The organism is Acinetobacter sp. LUNF3 (assembly GCF_022699605.1).
GTDB lineage: Bacteria > Pseudomonadota > Gammaproteobacteria > Pseudomonadales > Moraxellaceae > Acinetobacter > Acinetobacter johnsonii.
Genome location: NZ_CP093968.1, coordinates 2,773,079 through 2,790,130 on the forward strand (window position 1 = coordinate 2,773,079; position 17,052 = coordinate 2,790,130).

Genomic DNA, 17,052 nt, shown 5'->3' on the forward strand with positions numbered 1-17,052 from the left:
CCTTATTTTGACGCTGCTTTCCCATCATGCAACTTTCTGATTTTAATTTCGACCTCCCTGATGAACTCATTGCCCGTTATCCTTTAGACACACGCAGTGCTTCTCGACTATTACACCTCGATGCTCAAGGTCAGCATCATGACTTTCAATTCACCGACATTTTAGATTTGCTCGATGCAGGTGATTTACTGGTCTTAAATGACACCAAAGTGATGAAAGCACGCCTCAAAGGCAAACGTGCCAGCGGTGGAGCTGTCGAGGTTCTGGTAGAACGCATGCAAGATGCATTTATTGCACACTGTCACATCAAAGCTAGTAACACACCCAAAGCGGGTGCTGAGCTCTTTATTGGCCCAGATGCCGTTAAAGTCACGGTACTAGGTCGTCATGAAAATTTATTTATTGTGGAGTTTTCTCAGCCAATTTTAACGGTGCTAGATTTATACGGACAACTTCCGATCCCTCCCTACTTCAACCGTGAAGCTGAAGCCATTGATACCGAGCGTTATCAAACAGTATTTAATGATCCAACCAAGTTAGCCAGTGTCGCTGCACCTACCGCAAGCTTACACTTCGACCAAAAGCTGTTGGATCAACTTGAAGCCAAAGGTATTCAGAAAACCTTTGTCACTTTACACGTGGGTGCTGGTACCTTTCTGCCTGTACGTACCGATGATATTGCCAATCACATTATGCACAGTGAATGGTGTGATGTTCCAGAGCACGCGGTTGAGCTGATTCGCCAAACCAAAGCTCGTGGTAACAAGGTCATTTCTGTTGGAACAACTGCCACCCGTGCCGTAGAAAGTGCGGCTCAAGCGCATCAGGGTGAACTCAAAGCATGGACGGGAGATACTCAAATTTTTATCTATCCAGGTTATGAGTTCAAAGTGGTGGATCGTCTTATCACCAACTTCCATCTGCCTGAATCGACCCTCTTGATGTTAGTTTCAGCACTGTCAAATCGTGATAATATTTTGGCAGCTTATCAACATGCGGTAGCCAACCAGTATCGCTTCTTTAGTTATGGCGATGCCATGTTAGTCGACCAACTTCAACCCAAATAAGAACCTCACATGCCTATCGATACAATCAAGCATTCCATTCATATTCGACGTAAAAAGAATAAAGTTGTGTTTGATAATATCGACAGGCTTTGGGACATCGGCCGAGGGGCAGATTCGGCACAAGACATTCTTGACCAACTGCACCCTTGGAATGCCCCGATTACCCTGAAATTTGAAAATGTGCTGCCTATTCTACTTGGAATAGTCGGCATTTTTTTTATTATGCCAGTGTTCTTTGCTGGAGAGCATATTTGGACCTTATTCAGCTTTTTATTTGGCTTAGGCTGCCTGCTTTGGGCCTATTTAAGTTATGAGCAAGATGATCCGCTTGAAGAGGTCACCGACTATTTAGAAAAACAAATTATTCATAAAAAATACCTGCTCAATGAGTTTACCCCTCCGCAGCATATTGGCGTGGCCCTACAACCTGCATTTTTTATTGCCCATTTAAAGCAGCTGTTTCCAATTTTTAATCAAGGCACCATCAGCAATGATATTCCTTACTACGCCAGTACCACTTGGCAGGATGAAGAAGGACAACAACATCAAGTTTTGCTTTTTCAATACCACTTTGTCGATGAAATTCGCGTGCGTGATAAAGATGGTAATGAGTTAAAAGTTAAAGAAGTGCATAAAGACTTATGGGGATGTTTTGTCTTTGAAGTACCCACACAAGGACTCGCAATTACCGCATACAATAAAAAATTCTATTATCCTTATAGTTTTCCATGGCATAGCAGTGATATTCAGATTAACCAGAAACTCAAATTTTTTGGTACTGACCAAATGCAGATGGCCAAACTCCTCTCCCCTGCATTTGTGCTGCGTACTGCCGATTTTTTCCGTTCTCGTGAAGGCGATTTACTTTTTCATCCTGAAAAAAATATCTTGTGCTATATCAGCCCACAAAACCTGTTTGAAATATCCAGCAAAGCAAAAAAAATCAATGACATTTCGACATTGCGTGGACACTTACGCACTTTTAAATTACCTTATCTAGAGCGCTTAGAATCTGATCTAACGCAATTTTTAAAATAATGACATTTTGCCGTTTGAGGACTGTATGGGGCTATTGATTTTCTTATTGATTATTATTGCAATCGTGTTTGGCGTAATCGTCATTCGCAATAATATTGTGCGACACCACAATGCAACCATTCGCGCATGGTCGGATGTAGCAACCTATGAGCGTCAGAAAATAAAAATTCTAGATGGCTTAGAACCTTTGGTCGAACAATACTCTAGCTTTGAAAAAGGCACCTTGGAAAAAGTCACTGAGCTCCGTCAAAACATTCTAAACCTGAACTTAAACAATACAGATGTCAATCAGCTACAGCGCATCGAAGCATTAAACCAAGAGCTAATGCGTAGCCTCAATGTTGTGGTCGAAAACTACCCTGAACTTAAAGCCAATGATATTTATCTAAAGATGATGAATGAAATTGAAGAGCAAAATGAAAATGTCGGTGCTGCGATCAGCATCTTTAACCGCAATGTCGAACTGTTTAACAACCACATTCAAGTTTTTCCAAACAACATTGTCAACACCATGACCGTGGGTAAAAAAGCGGTACGTCCTTTCCGCGACGTGACTGCACTACAAAATTTTGATTACCGTCCAAATTTCAATTAAAGCCGTAATGAGCCAAAGGTATATTTAAAGGTCCTCCGATGAGTGCCTTTTTCATCTCCTGTGTTATTTTTTCCAGCAAAGCCTCCCATCACATCTAACACCACTCCACAGCATCAACACAACTTTAAACAACCGTAACCAGCTACGATTCAACTTAAAAAGCTTTGCTTTAAAAGTGTTACAACACTGGTGTTTATTTGCATAATCAAGGAAAATAGCCTCCTTTTAGCGGCGAACTGTTTTTTCGCTCTTGCACTGCAAGCAGAGCAGTGCTTTGCTCTTGTTCAGGATATTTTATGAAGTTTGAAAAATTAGGTCAGTCGGGTCGCGCCCGTCGTGGTCGTTTAACTTTAGAGCATGGTGTGGTTGAAACCCCTGTGTTCATGCCTGTCGGTACTTATGGTACGGTGAAAGGCATGCTCCCGCGTGACATTGAAGACATCAAAGCGCAAATTATTTTAGGTAACACCTTCCATCTTTACCTACGCCCTGGCCTTGAAGTGATTAAAGAGCACGGCGGTCTGCATAAATTCATGAAGTGGGATAAGCCCATTCTGACCGATTCAGGCGGCTTCCAAGTCTTCAGTTTGGGCGCGATGCGTAAAATTAAAGAAGATGGCGTAACGTTCCGCTCTCCAATTGACGGTTCTAAAGTATTTTTGTCTCCTGAAATCTCAATGGACATCCAACATACATTGAACTCAGATATCGTGATGATTTTTGACGAATGTACGCCTTATCCTGCAACGCATGAAGAAGCGCAAAAGTCGCTACAATTGTCATTGCGTTGGGCAAAGCGTTGTAAGACTCAGCATCATGATGTGCTTGAAAATAAAAATGCGCTATTCGGCATTATTCAAGGCGGTATGTATGAAGACTTACGTGATGAGTCTTTAAAAGGCTTGCTTGAAGTGGGTTTTGACGGTTATGCCATTGGTGGGCTGTCCGTCGGTGAACCGAAAGAAGAAATGATTAAAGTGCTGGATTATCTTCCAGAAAAAATGCCAGCAGACAAACCGCGCTACCTGATGGGCGTGGGTAAACCTGAAGACATCGTGGAAGGCATCCGCCGTGGCGTCGATATGTTTGACTGTGTCATGCCTACACGTAATGCCCGAAATGGACATTATTTTGTGACCGACGGTTTAGTGCGAATCCGTAACAGTAAATACCGTCATGATCAAAGTCCGCTTGATCCACACTGTGACTGTTATACCTGTACAAACTTTACTCGCGCGTACTTATTCCATTTGGAAAAATGTGGCGAGATGCTAGGTTCAATGCTCGGTACTATTCATAACTTACGTTACTACCAACGCTTTACTCAAGACATTCGTGATGCATTGGATAATGATCGCTTTGATGCCTTTGTTGAAGATTTTTATGCACGTCGTGGTTTAGAAGTTCCACCTTGCCCCCAAGATTAATTGTTGTGAGCATTTGCGCTTGGTAAAAAGACAAGGTAAATTGCAGAACAAGTCTATTTATGATCAATTCGTTGGTCACCGTTTTTTTAGTTTAGGAATTTGAAATGAGCCTTTTTATTTCTACAGCTCACGCAGCGGGTGAAGCTGCACAACAACCAAGTATGGTCGCAAACTTATTGATGATTGCTGTTTTTATTGCAATCTTCTATTTCTTAATTTGGCGCCCTCAAGCAAAACGTGCTAAAGAGCACCGCTCTTTGGTTGAAAGTCTTGGCGTAGGCAGCGAAGTGGTATTTGCTGGTGGCTTAATGGGTAAAATCACTAAACTCGAAGGTGACTTTGCAGTGGTTGAACTGAGCCGTGGTGTAGACGTAAAAATTCAACGCGCAAGTGTGATTTCAGTTCTTCCTGAAGGCACATTAAATAACCTTTAATCAAAAAAATTAGTCGTGCATCCGCACGACTTTTTTCATTTTAAGAAGAAAACAAATGCGTTACCCAGCATGGAAATATCTACTGATTCTCGTGGTTTTGACGATCAGTACATTATATGCCCTGCCTAGTTTGTATCCGGATGAGCCTGCGGTTCAAATTTCTGGTGCCAAAGCTGGTACCCAAATTGACCAAAGCATCGTACAAAAAGCAGAGCAGATTTTAAAATCTGAAAGTATTTCAAGCCATGACAACAGTTTTAGCAATAATGCTGCACTGTTACGTCTTGACTCTAGCGAAGCACAATTAAAAGCCAAAGAAGCGTTACGTCGTGGCCTTGGTGATGACTATGTTGTCGCGTTGAACTTGGCGCCAACCACGCCAGAGTGGCTACAAAAAATTGGTGCAAAACCAATGAAGCTCGGTCTGGACTTACGTGGTGGTGTTCACTTCTTATTAGAAGTGGATATGGATAAAGCGATTGCTCAACGCATGGAAACCTCTGCGACTGATTTACGTCGTCAGTTCCGTGACAACAAAATTAAATTTAACAGCCTTGCATTAAACAACAACACCATTACCGTTCAGTTCGCCAACAATGATGATCGTACTGCGGCTCAAGACTACTTACGTAGCAATGGTAATGAATTTAATCAGCAAGCGGTCGCAACTGCGACAGGTTCAACCTTACGTTTAACCTATACCGATGTTCGCCGCCAAGAAATTCAATCTTATGCCGTGAACCAAAACTTAACCACTTTACGTAACCGTATTAACGAGTTAGGTGTGGCAGAAGCCTTGGTACAAACACAAGGTAGTAACCGCATCGTGGTTGAGCTTCCAGGTGTTCAGGACACTGCTGAAGCAAAACGTGTCTTGGGTCGTACAGCAAACCTAGAGTTCCGTTTGGTCTCTGACCAAAATGACCAAGTGATTGACCCTTATACCGGCAAGAGCAATGGTCAACCGCTTCCACCAGGAACCGAACTTTTTGCATATCAGTCTTTAGACAGCGGACGTGAATTACTTTTAAACCGTAACCGTATTTTAACGGGTGAACGTGTTCAAAACGCATCAAGTGGCTTTAGCCAAGACACTGGCGGTGCTGAGGTAAACATTACCTTAGACACAGCAGGTGGCAAACTGATGGCCGATGCAACCCGTAATGCGGTGGGTAAGCGTATGGCTGTGTTGTTCATTGAAAATAAACAACGTATTAGCTATATCACCGATCCTGCGACTGGTGCGCAAACCGAAGTCCGTACACCCTATGCAGAGTCTGTCGTGATTAATGCTGCAACTATTCAAGCAGTCCTCGGCTCTCAATTCCGTATTACGGGTCTAGATTCACCTCAAGAAGCGTCTGAACTTGCACTAATGCTACGTGCTGGTGCACTTGCTGCGCCAATGTACTTTGTTGAAGAACGTGTAGTGGGCCCAAGCCTCGGTCAAGAAAACATTGATAAAGGTGTGCTATCAACTCAAATCGGCTTCTTACTTGTCGCGATCTGGATGGTAGTCTTCTTCCGTCTCTTTGGCTTAATTGCTAACTTTGCCTTGGTCTTCAACTTAGCCATGATTCTAACAGTCATGTCTTGGATTGGTGCTTCCCTCACCCTGCCGGGTATTGCGGGTATCGTGATTACCATTGGTATGGCGGTCGATGCCAACGTCTTGATCTGTGAGCGAATACGTGAAGAAATGAAGTGGGGAGCATCACCCAAACAAGCCATTGTGGCGGGTTATGACCGTGCTTATAACACCATTTTCGACTCAAACTTAACCACATTCTTGGTTGCGTTTATCCTATTTGCTATCGGTACAGGCCCAATTAAAGGCTTCGCTGTGACCTTAATGATCGGTATTATCTGCTCTATGTTTACTGCTATTACAGTAACACGTGCGATTGTACAGCTCATTTATGGCAAAAAACGTAACTTGAAAAAGTTGAGCATATAAGGAGATCGATGATGACTGATGTGACTCAACAAGATTCAAAAAAATACGGCCGTCCAGATGATGAACGTGTGATTGATTTTATGAAGATTGCGCTGCCTGCAGCCATTCTTTCTATTGTCTTAACCATCGGCAGCCTATTCTTTATTTTCACCAAGGGTCTTAACTTAGGTTTAGACTTTACTGGTGGTATTTCTGCCGAACTAAACTATAGCAAACCCGTGAAGTCAGCCGATGTCTCTGCTGCACTAACCAAAGCAGGTTTTCATGACCCTGTGGTACAAACCATTGGTTCAGATCGTGATTTGATTGTACGTATGCCTGTACAAGAAGATACAGCGGCAGAAGACTTAACCAAAACCATTACCCAAGCTGTACAGCTACCGGGTAACTCAGCCTCAGTTAACAAAGTTGATGTGGTGGGTGGACAAGTCGGCAATGAACTCTACATTCGCTCAGCGGGTGCTGTGGCTTTAGCATTACTGCTGATGTTGGTCTACGTAACGATTCGCTTTGAATTCAAACTGGCGATGGGTGCGGTACTGTCTTTGTTCCATGACGTGGTGGTCACCATCGGTATTTTTGCCATGATGCAGTGGCCATTTGACTTAACTGTATTGGCTGCAATTCTGGCTCTGATTGGTTTCTCACTGAATGACAACATTGTCGTTTCGGATCGTATTCGTGAAAACTTCCGTAAGATTCGTGGTGCTTCGCCTTTAGAGATCGTTAACATCGCTTTAACTGAGACCCTACGTCGTACCATTCACACCTCAATGACTTTATTATTGGTGGTTATCTCGATGATGATCCTCGGTGGTGATGGCCTTAAATGGTTCTCTGTTGCAATGTTTGTGGGCGTTTTTGTGGGTACCTACTCTTCAATCTACATCGGTACAGCTTTTGCTTTATGGCGTGGCTTAAACCGTCAAGACTTCATTGTTCAAGTGAAACCTGAGTTTGAAGAAGAAAATGAAATTCCATAAATGCATACCATAGTGTGAAAAAGAAAGCCTCTCAATCGAGAGGCTTTTTTATGTCGGTGAGAAGGTGTTGTACCAGCTCAATCTGAGGCAACGCATAGCCACGGCAGGACTGTTCTGCCCGCCAAGCCACGGTCAACATCACATCTCCCAACTCAAAATTTTGATAGGCAAAACTCCCAATCAGCGGATGACTACACATGCCGCCATTATGCGTTGGATGTGCTTGAGTGTTCAGTTCATTTAAGTTTAAACGAATGCCTAAACCTGATGCTTTAAGCACAGCTTCTTTGGTGGTCCAGACCTTAAACCAGTATGCTTTGTCCTGATCATACTGTTGCCACACGCGAAGTTCCTCTACGTGAAAAGCATGTTTAGCCAAAGCCTCAAAGCGGACTTTTCGGCTTAACTCCTCCACGTCCACGCCTAGATCCTGCATCCGCTCACTCGTAGCTAAAGCGTAGTAGTTTTGGCTATGACTATGATTGAAATGAAAAGAAGGTTGATCAAGTAAATAAGGTTTACCTGTCTCACTCAGCGCAATGGAGTGATCATCCACAATCATCTGCCGTTGTTCGGATAAGCATTGATTGCGATATTGATAAATGGCTTGTTTTCGCTGTGCAATTTGCTCAACACGTGACAGGCTGTGATCGACCTGCACAATGTCCTCAATCTTTTTCAGCTCAACACGTATTGTCCTTGCCACTTTGTCTTCCTATCATGGTTTCATGCATCATAAAATAAAAAAGCCCAAAGATCACTTTGGGCTTTTCAGCATTAAAATTTCAATGCCTGATTAGCGTTTGAATTTCTTCTCAGCTTTCTTAAACTTCTGAACATAACGACGCTTACGTGCTGCTGTACGTTCATCCACCTGTGACTTACGTCCTTCAAATGGGTTTTCAGAGGTTTTAAACTCAATACGTACTGGCGTACCTTCAAGTTTGTACACTTTACGGAATACGTTTTCTAAATAACGACGATAATCCGCAGGCGTTTTATCAACTTTGTTACCATGCACTACAATCGTTGGTGGATTTTGACCACCCATATGTGCATAACGCATTTTAATACGACGACCACCGACCATTGGCGGTTGGTGCGCATCCGTAGCATCACTTAAAATTTGTGTGATTTTTGCAGGCGAAACTTTCAAATGGGACGAATCATAAGCACGGTGAATCGATGGATATAGATCCCCGACACCCGTACCATGCAATGCAGAAATTAAATGTACTTTTGCCCAAGGAATAAAGTCAAAGCGACGATCGACATCCAATTTACATTGTTTACGATCATACTCGGACATGTTGTCCCATTTGTTAATCGCAATCACCATCGCTCGGCCCGCTTCAAGCGCGTAACCAATCAAATGTAGATCTTGCTCAACCACACCTTCACGTGCATCAAGTACAACCACGATAACATGGGCATCTTTAATGGCCTGTAGCGTTTTCACAATTGAGAACTTCTCAATCATTTCATCGACTTTACCTTTACGGCGCACACCCGCAGTATCGATTAAGGTGTACTGACGGCCATCACGTTCATACGGGATATAGATCGAGTCGCGGGTTGTCCCCGGTTGGTCAAATGCAACTACACGCTCTTCACCCAACAAACGGTTCACTAGCGTCGATTTACCAACGTTTGGACGACCAATAATCGCTAAACGTAAGCCAGTGTTTTTGTCGTGCTCATCTGCATCTTCATCTTCAGGCACACTTGAAAGCACATCTTCAAGCATTTGCTGTACACCACGACCATGGCTCGCAGCCACTTGCATAGGTTCGCCCATACCCAACTTGTAAAATTCAACAAGTGCAGCTTCGGCATGTACACCATCAACTTTATTCGCTACAAGGTAAACTTTCTTACCAAGTGTACGCAGCTCACGCGCAATTTGCTCATCCGATGCGAGCAGGCCTGCGCGTGCATCGACTACGAAGACAATAATATCGGCTTCATTAATGGCTGTTTTAGACTGTTCCGCCATGTAAGAGTCGATACCGCCTTCATTTTCGCCAATACCACCAGTATCAACCACAATGAAAGACTTATTTTGAAATACAGCATCACCATATTTACGGTCACGAGTCAGACCGGCAAAGTCAGCAACAAGCGCGTCTCGGCTTTTGGTGATCTGGTTAAATAGCGTTGATTTTCCGACGTTCGGACGACCAATGAGCGCAATTACGGGTTTCATAGATTAACCTTTATTCAAGATCAGCCAGTGAGACTGGTCTGAACATCAGAAACTGGAAGAAAATTAGGTGAAAAACCTGAATAAAAACTCGGGGTTTTGACTAAGCAAACACCCCGAGGAATTTAAAAAAATACGAATTTCGACTAGTTTAACATAAGTCGAACAGAATTAACGATTCTGCCAAATGCTTAATGCACCCTTTCGTGTCGCAACATAGAGCTGATCATCAATCACACGTAAAGTACGCACTTCTCCAGACGTCTTCGCACGACCGATCAACTCACCTGTCGCAGGGTTCAGCATATGCAATACACCATCTAGATCACCGACAATCAAGTCTTGGCCCAACATCACTGGATTACTCAATTGGCGGTTCAGCAAGCTGTCATTTTCCCAAAGCTTTTGACCCGTGCTAATTTCATAAGCCACTAACTTGCCGTCAGTTTGTGCCACGAATACACCATTACCCACCACTTCAGGGCGCTGCGTACTACTCGAATCTTCACTCCACACCACTTGCTGTGAAGCCAAATCTGTCATGGTCACTTGACCTTGATAGCTGGTCGTAATCAAGTACTGACCTGCCACTACAGGATCACCATCAACATCATTCAAACGTTGAATATCCGAACGACCATCCGATACAGCTACACGACGCTGCATACGTGGCACGCCAGTAAGCACATCTAAAGCATAAACATAGGCATTAGCTGAAGAAATCAGCACTGTACGCGCATCGACAGGAACAGGCGCTGCATTACCACGTAAGCTAAGTTGTACATTCGGTAAATTATAGGTCCACACTTGCTGACCTGTTGCCAAATCATGCGCAAAAACAGTGCCATCATTACTGACAGAAATGACACGACCAGCTTGAATCAATGATGGTGCAAGAAGTGCACCTGTTAATTGTGCAGTCCATTTTTGCTCACCAGTTGCCTGATCTAAAGCAAACAATTGACCTTTGGCGTTACCTACAATGACATGACCATCGGCAGCTTCAACGCCTGAACTCAAACCGGCTTTAGATACTTCTTTCTGCCATAGTTTTTGTTTGCCTTGATACGCCGTTACGACACCTTTAGGGTCAAGTGCAAAAACTACACCGTTGTCTGCATCTAGGCGTAAACGTAAAGGATCAGCAGTCGAAGTTGAAGACACACTTTGAGAAAATACAGGAGTCAGAGTTTTCGCCTGCGTCAGTTTTGGAAGTGGATTCGGCTTAACTTCTTCTACTTTTCCGCTACTTGCACAACCCGCAAGCGCTAAAGTTAATACGGTTAATGCGCACGAAATTTTGTATTTTCTATTCATTCAGTTTCTTCCGCTGCTGTTTCTATAAGTGGACGTTCGATTTCAGGATCATCAACTAAAATACCAACACTTTCGAGTTTAATTTGTAAAATTTGACGTTCTTGTTTACGTTCAACCAACTGATCCCATGCACTTTGGTAGGCTTTTTTCGCATTATCGATGTCGTTTTTAGCCACATAGACATCACCCAAAGCTTCATCGGCTGTCGCTTTAAAAGCAGGATCTTTTACCAATGCAAGGTTTTTAATCGCATCATCAAACTTCTTTTGTGCCAATTGTGCATACGCTAAACGCAATTTCACAATTTGCACTAAGCCGTCGTCATCCACTTTCGAGTTTTCAACTTTCTTCAACGCTTTTTCAGCACTAGCATAATCCGCTTTGTCATAGGCCAACTTTGCCATCAACAATTGCGTTTGAATGGCCTGCGCCGAATCTGGGGCTTCTTTCACAATTTTGTCCGCAGTTGCAGACAAGGCTGTAAATGCATCGCCTTGCGTTGCACGTGCTTCATCCATCAATTGCTGAACTTTAGCCGTGTTCATTTGGTTCTCGGCCAAAGTTTTCTTCTGCCAGTATTGCCATCCAAAAAAGGCAATCAGCGCAATTAAAATCCCACTAATAATGGCTGAACCATATTTCTTAGTGAAAGACTTTAAACTATCAAGTTGTTCTTCATCACTTAATGCGCTCATGTGACTACCCTTTCCTTATATTTTGGCTTATTTTGAAGAAAATTTTTCAATCATAAATGGCACGATGTCATCCACCGCAACCAAAGTTTGTTCAGCTGTCGCCAACTCTTTTACGGCAAACTGCGCAGCTTCCACCTCGCGCTCACCCAAAATGAGGGCAAACAATGCGCCAGACTGATCCGCTTTTTTCATTTGCGACTTCATTGAACCATGTGATCCAACTTTCAAACGAAGCGTGCTTGATGCAGCATCTAACTGGTTACGAATTTGTTCTGCAAGAACCAAAGCTTTGCCTTGAGAAGCGGGATCTGCCAACAAAAACATTTCACAGTCACGTACAGGTGTAGCGTCTTCCACTTGTTCAAGCAACAACAACAGACGTTCCATGCCCATCGCAAAACCAACTGCAGGTACAGACTGATCGGCCTTGCCTTTAAACTGACCCACTAAGCCATCGTAACGACCGCCCGCACACACTGTGCCTTGTGAACCTAAATGCGTGGTGGTCCACTCAAATACAGTTTTATTGTAATAATCTAAGCCACGCACCAGTTTTTGGTTAATCACGAAGCTCACACCTGCATCAGTTAAATATTGCTGCAAAGTTGCAAAGTGCTGTAGTGTCTCCTCCCCCATAAAGTCATGCAACTTCGGCGCATTTTCTAAAATGGCTTGAGTTTTGGCATCTTTAGAGTCAAGGATACGTAGTGGGTTGGTGGTTAAACGACGCTGTGAATCTTCATCTAAATCATTTTTATGTGATTCTAAGAACTCCACCAATGCCGCACGATAAGCTGCACGCTCATCAGACTCACCGAGAGTATTCAACTCAAGTTGAACTTTATCTGCTACACCCATGCGTTTCCACAGACGTGCCGTCATCAAAATCAGCTCAGCATCCATATCTGGGGTTGCCACACCAAAGGTTTCCACGCCGAACTGGTGGAACTGACGGTAACGACCCTTTTGCGGCTTTTCATAACGGAACATCGGCCCGATATACCAGACACGAGGCGTCGCACCTCGAAGCGAGTTATGCTCCAGCATGGCGCGTACACAGCCTGCTGTTCCTTCAGGACGCAAAGTCAAAGACTCAGGCGGATTACCTTTGTCCAAGAAGGTGTACATTTCTTTTTCAACGATATCCGTTGCATCACCAATTGAACGTTTGAACAAATTGGTTTGTTCAACAATAGGCAAACGAATTTGCTGGTAGCCATACGCATCCATCAATGATGCGAGATGCTGTTCAAGACGTCTCCACGCTGGTGTTTGCGTAGGAAGAATGTCATTAAAACCTTTGATTGCGACAATTGAACTCATGATGAACTACGGATGATCTCTTTAGATTTAGCTTCTTCAAGCTCTGAAACACGCTGACGAACCATCGTTTCGATTTCGTCAACCAACTGATTTGTGTCAATTAAATGGCTCTTTTCACCATTACGATACACCAGTGAGCGTGGACTTGCACCAACTACACCAATATCGGCTTCTTTGGCTTCACCCGGACCATTCACTTTACACCCAATCACCGACACATCCATTGGGGTACGAATATCTTCTAAACGCTCTTCTAAGGCTTGCATCACTGAAATCACGTTAAACTCTTGACGTGAACAGCTTGGACAAGCAATGAAGTTAATGCCATTTGAGCGAAGACTGAGTGATTTTAAAATATCAAAACCAATCTTAATCTCTTCTTCAGGTTCCGCTGCCAAGGAAATACGCATGGTGTCACCAATGCCATCCAACAACAAACCGCCCAATGCAATCGCAGACTTCACTGAACCCGTACGGTAAATTCCAGCTTCCGTCACACCCAGGTGTAACGGATTATCAATTTGCTGTGAAAGTAGGCGATAAGCATCCATGGTTAAAAACACATTGGATGCTTTCACTGAAACTTTGAATTCGTGAAAATCTAAACGATCTAGAATATCAATATGGCGCATCGCCGACTCAAGCAAAGCCTGACCTGTTGGCTCACCATATTTCTTTTGAATATCTTTTTCCAGTGAACCTGCATTCACCCCAATACGCATAGAAATATCGTTATGGCGCGCTGCAGCCACCACTTCACGGATTTTAGCTTCAGAGCCAATATTCCCTGGGTTAATTCGTAAACAATCCGCACCCAAGTCCGCAACACGCAGTGCAATCTTGTAGTCAAAATGAATATCTGCAACCAACGGCACCGATGAACGCTTACGAATTTCACCAAAAGCCTCTGCCGCTTCCATCGTCGGTACAGAAACACGCATGATGTCCGCACCCACATCTGCACAACGCTGAATTTGCGCCAGCGTTGCTTCCACATCACAAGTTTCAGTATTGGTCATACTTTGAATGCTGATGGGTGCATCGCCACCGACATAGACTGAACCTACACGAATCTTACGAGTAGGCTTGCGTTTAATTGGATTTACAATCATTGCTTTTCCTTGATCCCATTAACGTGACAAGCGGAAATCTGCTTTTCCACCGACGGTATATGGTGACAATGAAATACTTTCATTATTTAAGCTGAGTGACACAGCAGCGGCATCATCGATACGAATTTGAAAAGGAGTCTCACCCGCAAGCGCAAGCGTAGAAGCTTGACGCCCTGTTGCCAGTACCTTCCCCGTTGAATCGACAATATGTACAGATGTCGGACGATTGAACTCAAGTTTCAACTGATCCCCTGTGGTTGCAGCAGCTCCATTCATATTGATGATTTGTACATCAGACTCAGTCTGCGGAGTCGCAGTCTCATCTGTACTGCCTGACCAATTCTGAATTGTGCCGAACAACGCTGCCAAAATCACAATTACAACAATCGCAATCAGTCCACGTTTCAACCATTTACGGTTACGGTCACGGTTAGAACCAGGTAATTTACCCATAATTTTAATCGGTGAATTATTCAATGCGTGATTCGGTAATAGTCCCGTATCATTGGCATAGATGTCATCAAAACGCTGAATAATCGTAGTGGCATCGACTTTTAGGAACTTCGCATAAGTACGATAGTAACCTTTAATGAAGGTTGCTTCTGGAAGCGCCGTATATTCGTCCTGCTCAAGCGCAGTTAAGGTCTTGAGTGGAATATTCAACTCTTTGGCAACATCGCTTAATTCACGTTTTTGTGTAATACGAATTTGACGAAGATAATCACCTGGACGTTGGATATTTCCTAAAGCATTGCTAGAACCATTCGATTGTGGTGAATTAGGATTTACTTCCATACGGCCTCAGTAGTGTACTGTAATTGCAAATAACGTTTGTATTCTTGACTGTCTGGATACAATGCACGTAGCTGGTTGACCAGTACTTGCGAACCCATCGTGTCATGATTTGCTCGCGCAATTCGGATCCCAATCCAAAGCGCACGTGCATCTAAGTTTTTCTCGCCAACCGCTCGCACAAACTGTTCATAGTACTGCGTAGCTTCAGCATTTTGCTGACGTAAATATGAAATTTCCGCCATTTCGATCATGGCAAGATAGGCACCTGAGTTTACCTGTAGGGCTTGCTTAAAAGCTGCTTCTGCTTCCGCCACTCGACCTACTTGTAGATACGCACGACCTAAATTTTCCAATGCTCGATAACGTTGATCATATCCTAAAGTTGAACCTGCAACTCGAAGTTGATCAATCGCGTCATTATAACGCCCAATTTGATATAAATACGTACCGTAGTTGTTACGAGCCTGTGCATTTTTTGGCTCAGCCGCAATTGCATGCTTAAAATAACGCTCTGCCTTTTCCACATTTTGTGGACTGCCTTCACGCTGTAACAACACGCCCATCATCATATTTGCAGATGCATCACGAGAGTCGATGTCTAATGCCTGATCCAATGTACGTTTCGCAGCATCATAATCATTCGACTTAATATATTCAGCCGCCAACTGCGTTCTAACTTGTACTGCTTTACTTGGATCACCTTTCGTATTCACAGTTTGGCAACCCACCAAGTACCACACTGACACACCCAGTGTCAGCGCAAGGCAAAGTTTAGAAACGGGTTTTTTCAATTGGCATCCCCTTATATTATCCTTGTGAACGTAGAATCTCGTTTTTCTCTGCTACTTTCTTTTTCCACTGCTCAGCACGACGTGTTCGATCAGCCACTTGACCGACCAATTGTCCGCAGGCAGCATCAATATCATCACCACGCGTTTGACGAATCGTACACACAAATCCAGCATCAGACAAAGTTTTTTGGAAAGAAATAATGCGGTTGCGACTTGAACGACCATAAGGTGCATGTGGAAATGGATTAAACGGAATTAAATTAATTTTACTTGGTAAATTCTTCAACAGTTTAATCATCTGCTGTGCATGCTCAGGATGATCATTCACCCCATCCAACATCACATATTCAATCGTGACATGCTTACGCGCACTTTCATTCCCGTCTTTAGCGATATAACGCTGACATGCTGCAATCAATTGTGCCAATGGATATTTTTTATTGATTGGAACCAATTCATTTCGCAGTTCGTCATTTGGTGCGTGTAGGGAGATTGCCAGTGCAACATCAATATCTTGTGCCAATTGATCAATTTTCGGCACCACACCTGAAGTTGACAAGGTCACACGGCGCTTAGACATACCATAAGCAAAGTCATCCAGCATAATACGCATTGAGCTCAATACGGCATCATAGTTGAGTAATGGCTCGCCCATCCCCATCATTACCACATTGGTCACCGAGCGCTCACGCTCAGCTACAGGCACATCTTCCATATAAGAATAGTTCGCAACCCATAACTGACCAATAATTTCATCTGGGTTTAAGTCGCGCTGAAAGCCTTGTTTACCGGTTGAACAAAATGAACAATCCAGTGCACAGCCCACTTGAGATGAAATACATAAAGTACGGCGCAAACCACTGCGATGCTCAGCAGGAATCAATACAGTTTCAACCAAAGAGCCTTCGCCCTCACCGACGCGAAAGACCCACTTACGCGTACCATCTTTAGAATAGTTTTTATGCACCACTTCTGGTGCTTTAATTTCACAGAGCTTTTCAAGTTTTTCACGCAACTTGCCTGAGATATTGGTCATCTCAGCAAAATCAGTCACAAAAAACTGGTGAATCCATTTCATCACCTGTCCTGCGCGAAACTTTTTTTCTCCCATATCTTCGAAGAATTTTTCAAGCTGCGGACGTGACATGCCAAGTAAGTTCACTTTCGCAACAGAATTTTGCTGTGCAGGAGCGGATGGAGATTGTTGCTGTTCAGCCGAAACTGTAGAGACAGCGACCACTTCAGTACTCATGTGTATTACCTAAACCATGTCTAACGATGAAAGGAGAAGCTCAATAAACGAGCAGAAATTTAT

Annotated in this window: 16 protein-coding genes; 7 read left to right on the top strand and 9 right to left on the bottom strand. The window is 43.5% G+C overall.

All coding sequences use genetic code 11. The annotated features are described in order from the left end of the window. Positions 1–26 precede the first annotated feature (26 nt). The 7 genes from queA (at position 27) to secF (ending at position 7,501) form a co-directional block, all read left to right on the top strand. Positions 27–1,067, top strand: coding sequence for a tRNA preQ1(34) S-adenosylmethionine ribosyltransferase-isomerase QueA (gene queA / locus MN200_RS13470; RefSeq protein WP_004983539.1), 1,041 nt, complete (start codon positions 27–29; stop codon positions 1,065–1,067). Between the two features lie 9 nt (positions 1,068–1,076). After that, the gene (locus MN200_RS13475; protein ID WP_058870293.1) at positions 1,077–2,105 is read left to right on the top strand and encodes a hypothetical protein; all 1,029 of its coding nucleotides are present in this window, start codon (positions 1,077–1,079) and stop codon (positions 2,103–2,105) included. A 25-nt stretch (positions 2,106–2,130) separates the two neighbouring features. Further along, positions 2,131–2,700: a LemA family protein gene (locus MN200_RS13480; protein ID WP_058870294.1), complete on the top strand. Its 570-nt coding sequence runs from the start codon at positions 2,131–2,133 to the stop codon at positions 2,698–2,700. Positions 2,701–2,996: 296 nt separating this feature from the next. Beyond that, complete coding sequence (gene tgt, locus MN200_RS13485) at positions 2,997–4,127, top strand: tRNA guanosine(34) transglycosylase Tgt (RefSeq protein WP_004697695.1); 1,131 nt, start codon at positions 2,997–2,999, stop codon at positions 4,125–4,127. A gap of 104 nt (positions 4,128–4,231) precedes the next feature. After that, entirely contained in the window at positions 4,232–4,561 is a 330-nt protein-coding gene (yajC, locus tag MN200_RS13490; protein WP_004697692.1) for a preprotein translocase subunit YajC, read from the top strand. A 55-nt stretch (positions 4,562–4,616) separates the two neighbouring features. Continuing rightward, positions 4,617–6,518, top strand: coding sequence for a protein translocase subunit SecD (secD, locus tag MN200_RS13495; RefSeq protein WP_058870295.1), 1,902 nt, complete (start codon positions 4,617–4,619; stop codon positions 6,516–6,518). Positions 6,519–6,526: 8 nt separating this feature from the next. Beyond that, the gene (gene secF, locus MN200_RS13500) at positions 6,527–7,501 is read left to right on the top strand and encodes a protein translocase subunit SecF (protein ID WP_005401700.1); all 975 of its coding nucleotides are present in this window, start codon (positions 6,527–6,529) and stop codon (positions 7,499–7,501) included. A 31-nt stretch (positions 7,502–7,532) separates the two neighbouring features. Here secF and MN200_RS13505 read toward each other — a convergent pair whose 3' ends face one another. From MN200_RS13505 to rlmN, 9 genes are all read right to left on the bottom strand, one after another. Continuing rightward, complete coding sequence (locus MN200_RS13505) at positions 7,533–8,207, bottom strand: 4'-phosphopantetheinyl transferase superfamily protein (RefSeq protein ID WP_058870297.1); 675 nt, start codon at positions 8,205–8,207, stop codon at positions 7,533–7,535. Between the two features lie 90 nt (positions 8,208–8,297). Then, the gene (gene der / locus MN200_RS13510) at positions 8,298–9,707 is read right to left on the bottom strand and encodes a ribosome biogenesis GTPase Der (protein WP_004697684.1); all 1,410 of its coding nucleotides are present in this window, start codon (positions 9,705–9,707) and stop codon (positions 8,298–8,300) included. Positions 9,708–9,875: 168 nt separating this feature from the next. Then, positions 9,876–11,021, bottom strand: a complete 1,146-nt coding sequence (gene bamB / locus MN200_RS13515; protein WP_058870298.1) for an outer membrane protein assembly factor BamB — start codon at positions 11,019–11,021, stop codon at positions 9,876–9,878. Next, complete coding sequence (locus MN200_RS13520) at positions 11,018–11,716, bottom strand: tetratricopeptide repeat protein (RefSeq protein ID WP_234304490.1); 699 nt, start codon at positions 11,714–11,716, stop codon at positions 11,018–11,020. Before MN200_RS13520 ends, bamB begins: the two co-directional genes overlap by 4 nt. Before the next feature lie 27 nt (positions 11,717–11,743). Next, a complete protein-coding gene (gene hisS / locus MN200_RS13525; protein ID WP_242759652.1) occupies positions 11,744–13,039 on the bottom strand; it encodes a histidine--tRNA ligase in 1,296 nt (431 codons plus the stop codon). After that, entirely contained in the window at positions 13,036–14,151 is a 1,116-nt protein-coding gene (gene ispG, locus MN200_RS13530; RefSeq protein ID WP_004697677.1) for a flavodoxin-dependent (E)-4-hydroxy-3-methylbut-2-enyl-diphosphate synthase, read from the bottom strand. The genes hisS and ispG overlap by 4 nt, the downstream gene beginning before the upstream one ends. Before the next feature lie 18 nt (positions 14,152–14,169). Continuing rightward, complete coding sequence (locus MN200_RS13535; protein ID WP_058870301.1) at positions 14,170–14,946, bottom strand: helix-turn-helix domain-containing protein; 777 nt, start codon at positions 14,944–14,946, stop codon at positions 14,170–14,172. Then, on the bottom strand, positions 14,937–15,737 hold the full coding sequence (pilW, locus tag MN200_RS13540) for a type IV pilus biogenesis/stability protein PilW (protein WP_058870302.1): 801 nt from the start codon (positions 15,735–15,737) through the stop codon (positions 14,937–14,939). The genes MN200_RS13535 and pilW overlap by 10 nt, the downstream gene beginning before the upstream one ends. A gap of 16 nt (positions 15,738–15,753) precedes the next feature. Then, a complete protein-coding gene (gene rlmN, locus MN200_RS13545) occupies positions 15,754–16,989 on the bottom strand; it encodes a 23S rRNA (adenine(2503)-C(2))-methyltransferase RlmN (RefSeq protein WP_004697671.1) in 1,236 nt (411 codons plus the stop codon). Between the last annotated feature and the right edge of the window lie 63 nt (positions 16,990–17,052).

Bases quoted from the DNA above. Each gene is read 5' to 3' on its own strand.
- bamB (WP_058870298.1), bottom strand. From the start codon at position 11,021: ATGAATAGAAAATACAAAATTTCGTGCGCATTAACCGTATTAACTTTA.
- queA (WP_004983539.1), top strand. From the start codon at position 27: ATGCAACTTTCTGATTTTAATTTCGACCTCCCTGATGAACTCATTGCC.
- secF (WP_005401700.1), top strand. From the start codon at position 6,527: ATGATGACTGATGTGACTCAACAAGATTCAAAAAAATACGGCCGTCCA.
- tgt (WP_004697695.1), top strand. From the start codon at position 2,997: ATGAAGTTTGAAAAATTAGGTCAGTCGGGTCGCGCCCGTCGTGGTCGT.
- secD (WP_058870295.1), top strand. From the start codon at position 4,617: ATGCGTTACCCAGCATGGAAATATCTACTGATTCTCGTGGTTTTGACG.
- rlmN (WP_004697671.1), bottom strand. From the start codon at position 16,989: ATGAGTACTGAAGTGGTCGCTGTCTCTACAGTTTCGGCTGAACAGCAA.
- MN200_RS13480 (WP_058870294.1), top strand. From the start codon at position 2,131: ATGGGGCTATTGATTTTCTTATTGATTATTATTGCAATCGTGTTTGGC.
- yajC (WP_004697692.1), top strand. From the start codon at position 4,232: ATGAGCCTTTTTATTTCTACAGCTCACGCAGCGGGTGAAGCTGCACAA.
- MN200_RS13535 (WP_058870301.1), bottom strand. From the start codon at position 14,946: ATGGAAGTAAATCCTAATTCACCACAATCGAATGGTTCTAGCAATGCT.
- MN200_RS13475 (WP_058870293.1), top strand. From the start codon at position 1,077: ATGCCTATCGATACAATCAAGCATTCCATTCATATTCGACGTAAAAAG.
- hisS (WP_242759652.1), bottom strand. From the start codon at position 13,039: ATGAGTTCAATTGTCGCAATCAAAGGTTTTAATGACATTCTTCCTACG.
- MN200_RS13520 (WP_234304490.1), bottom strand. From the start codon at position 11,716: ATGAGCGCATTAAGTGATGAAGAACAACTTGATAGTTTAAAGTCTTTC.
- der (WP_004697684.1), bottom strand. From the start codon at position 9,707: ATGAAACCCGTAATTGCGCTCATTGGTCGTCCGAACGTCGGAAAATCA.
- ispG (WP_004697677.1), bottom strand. From the start codon at position 14,151: ATGATTGTAAATCCAATTAAACGCAAGCCTACTCGTAAGATTCGTGTA.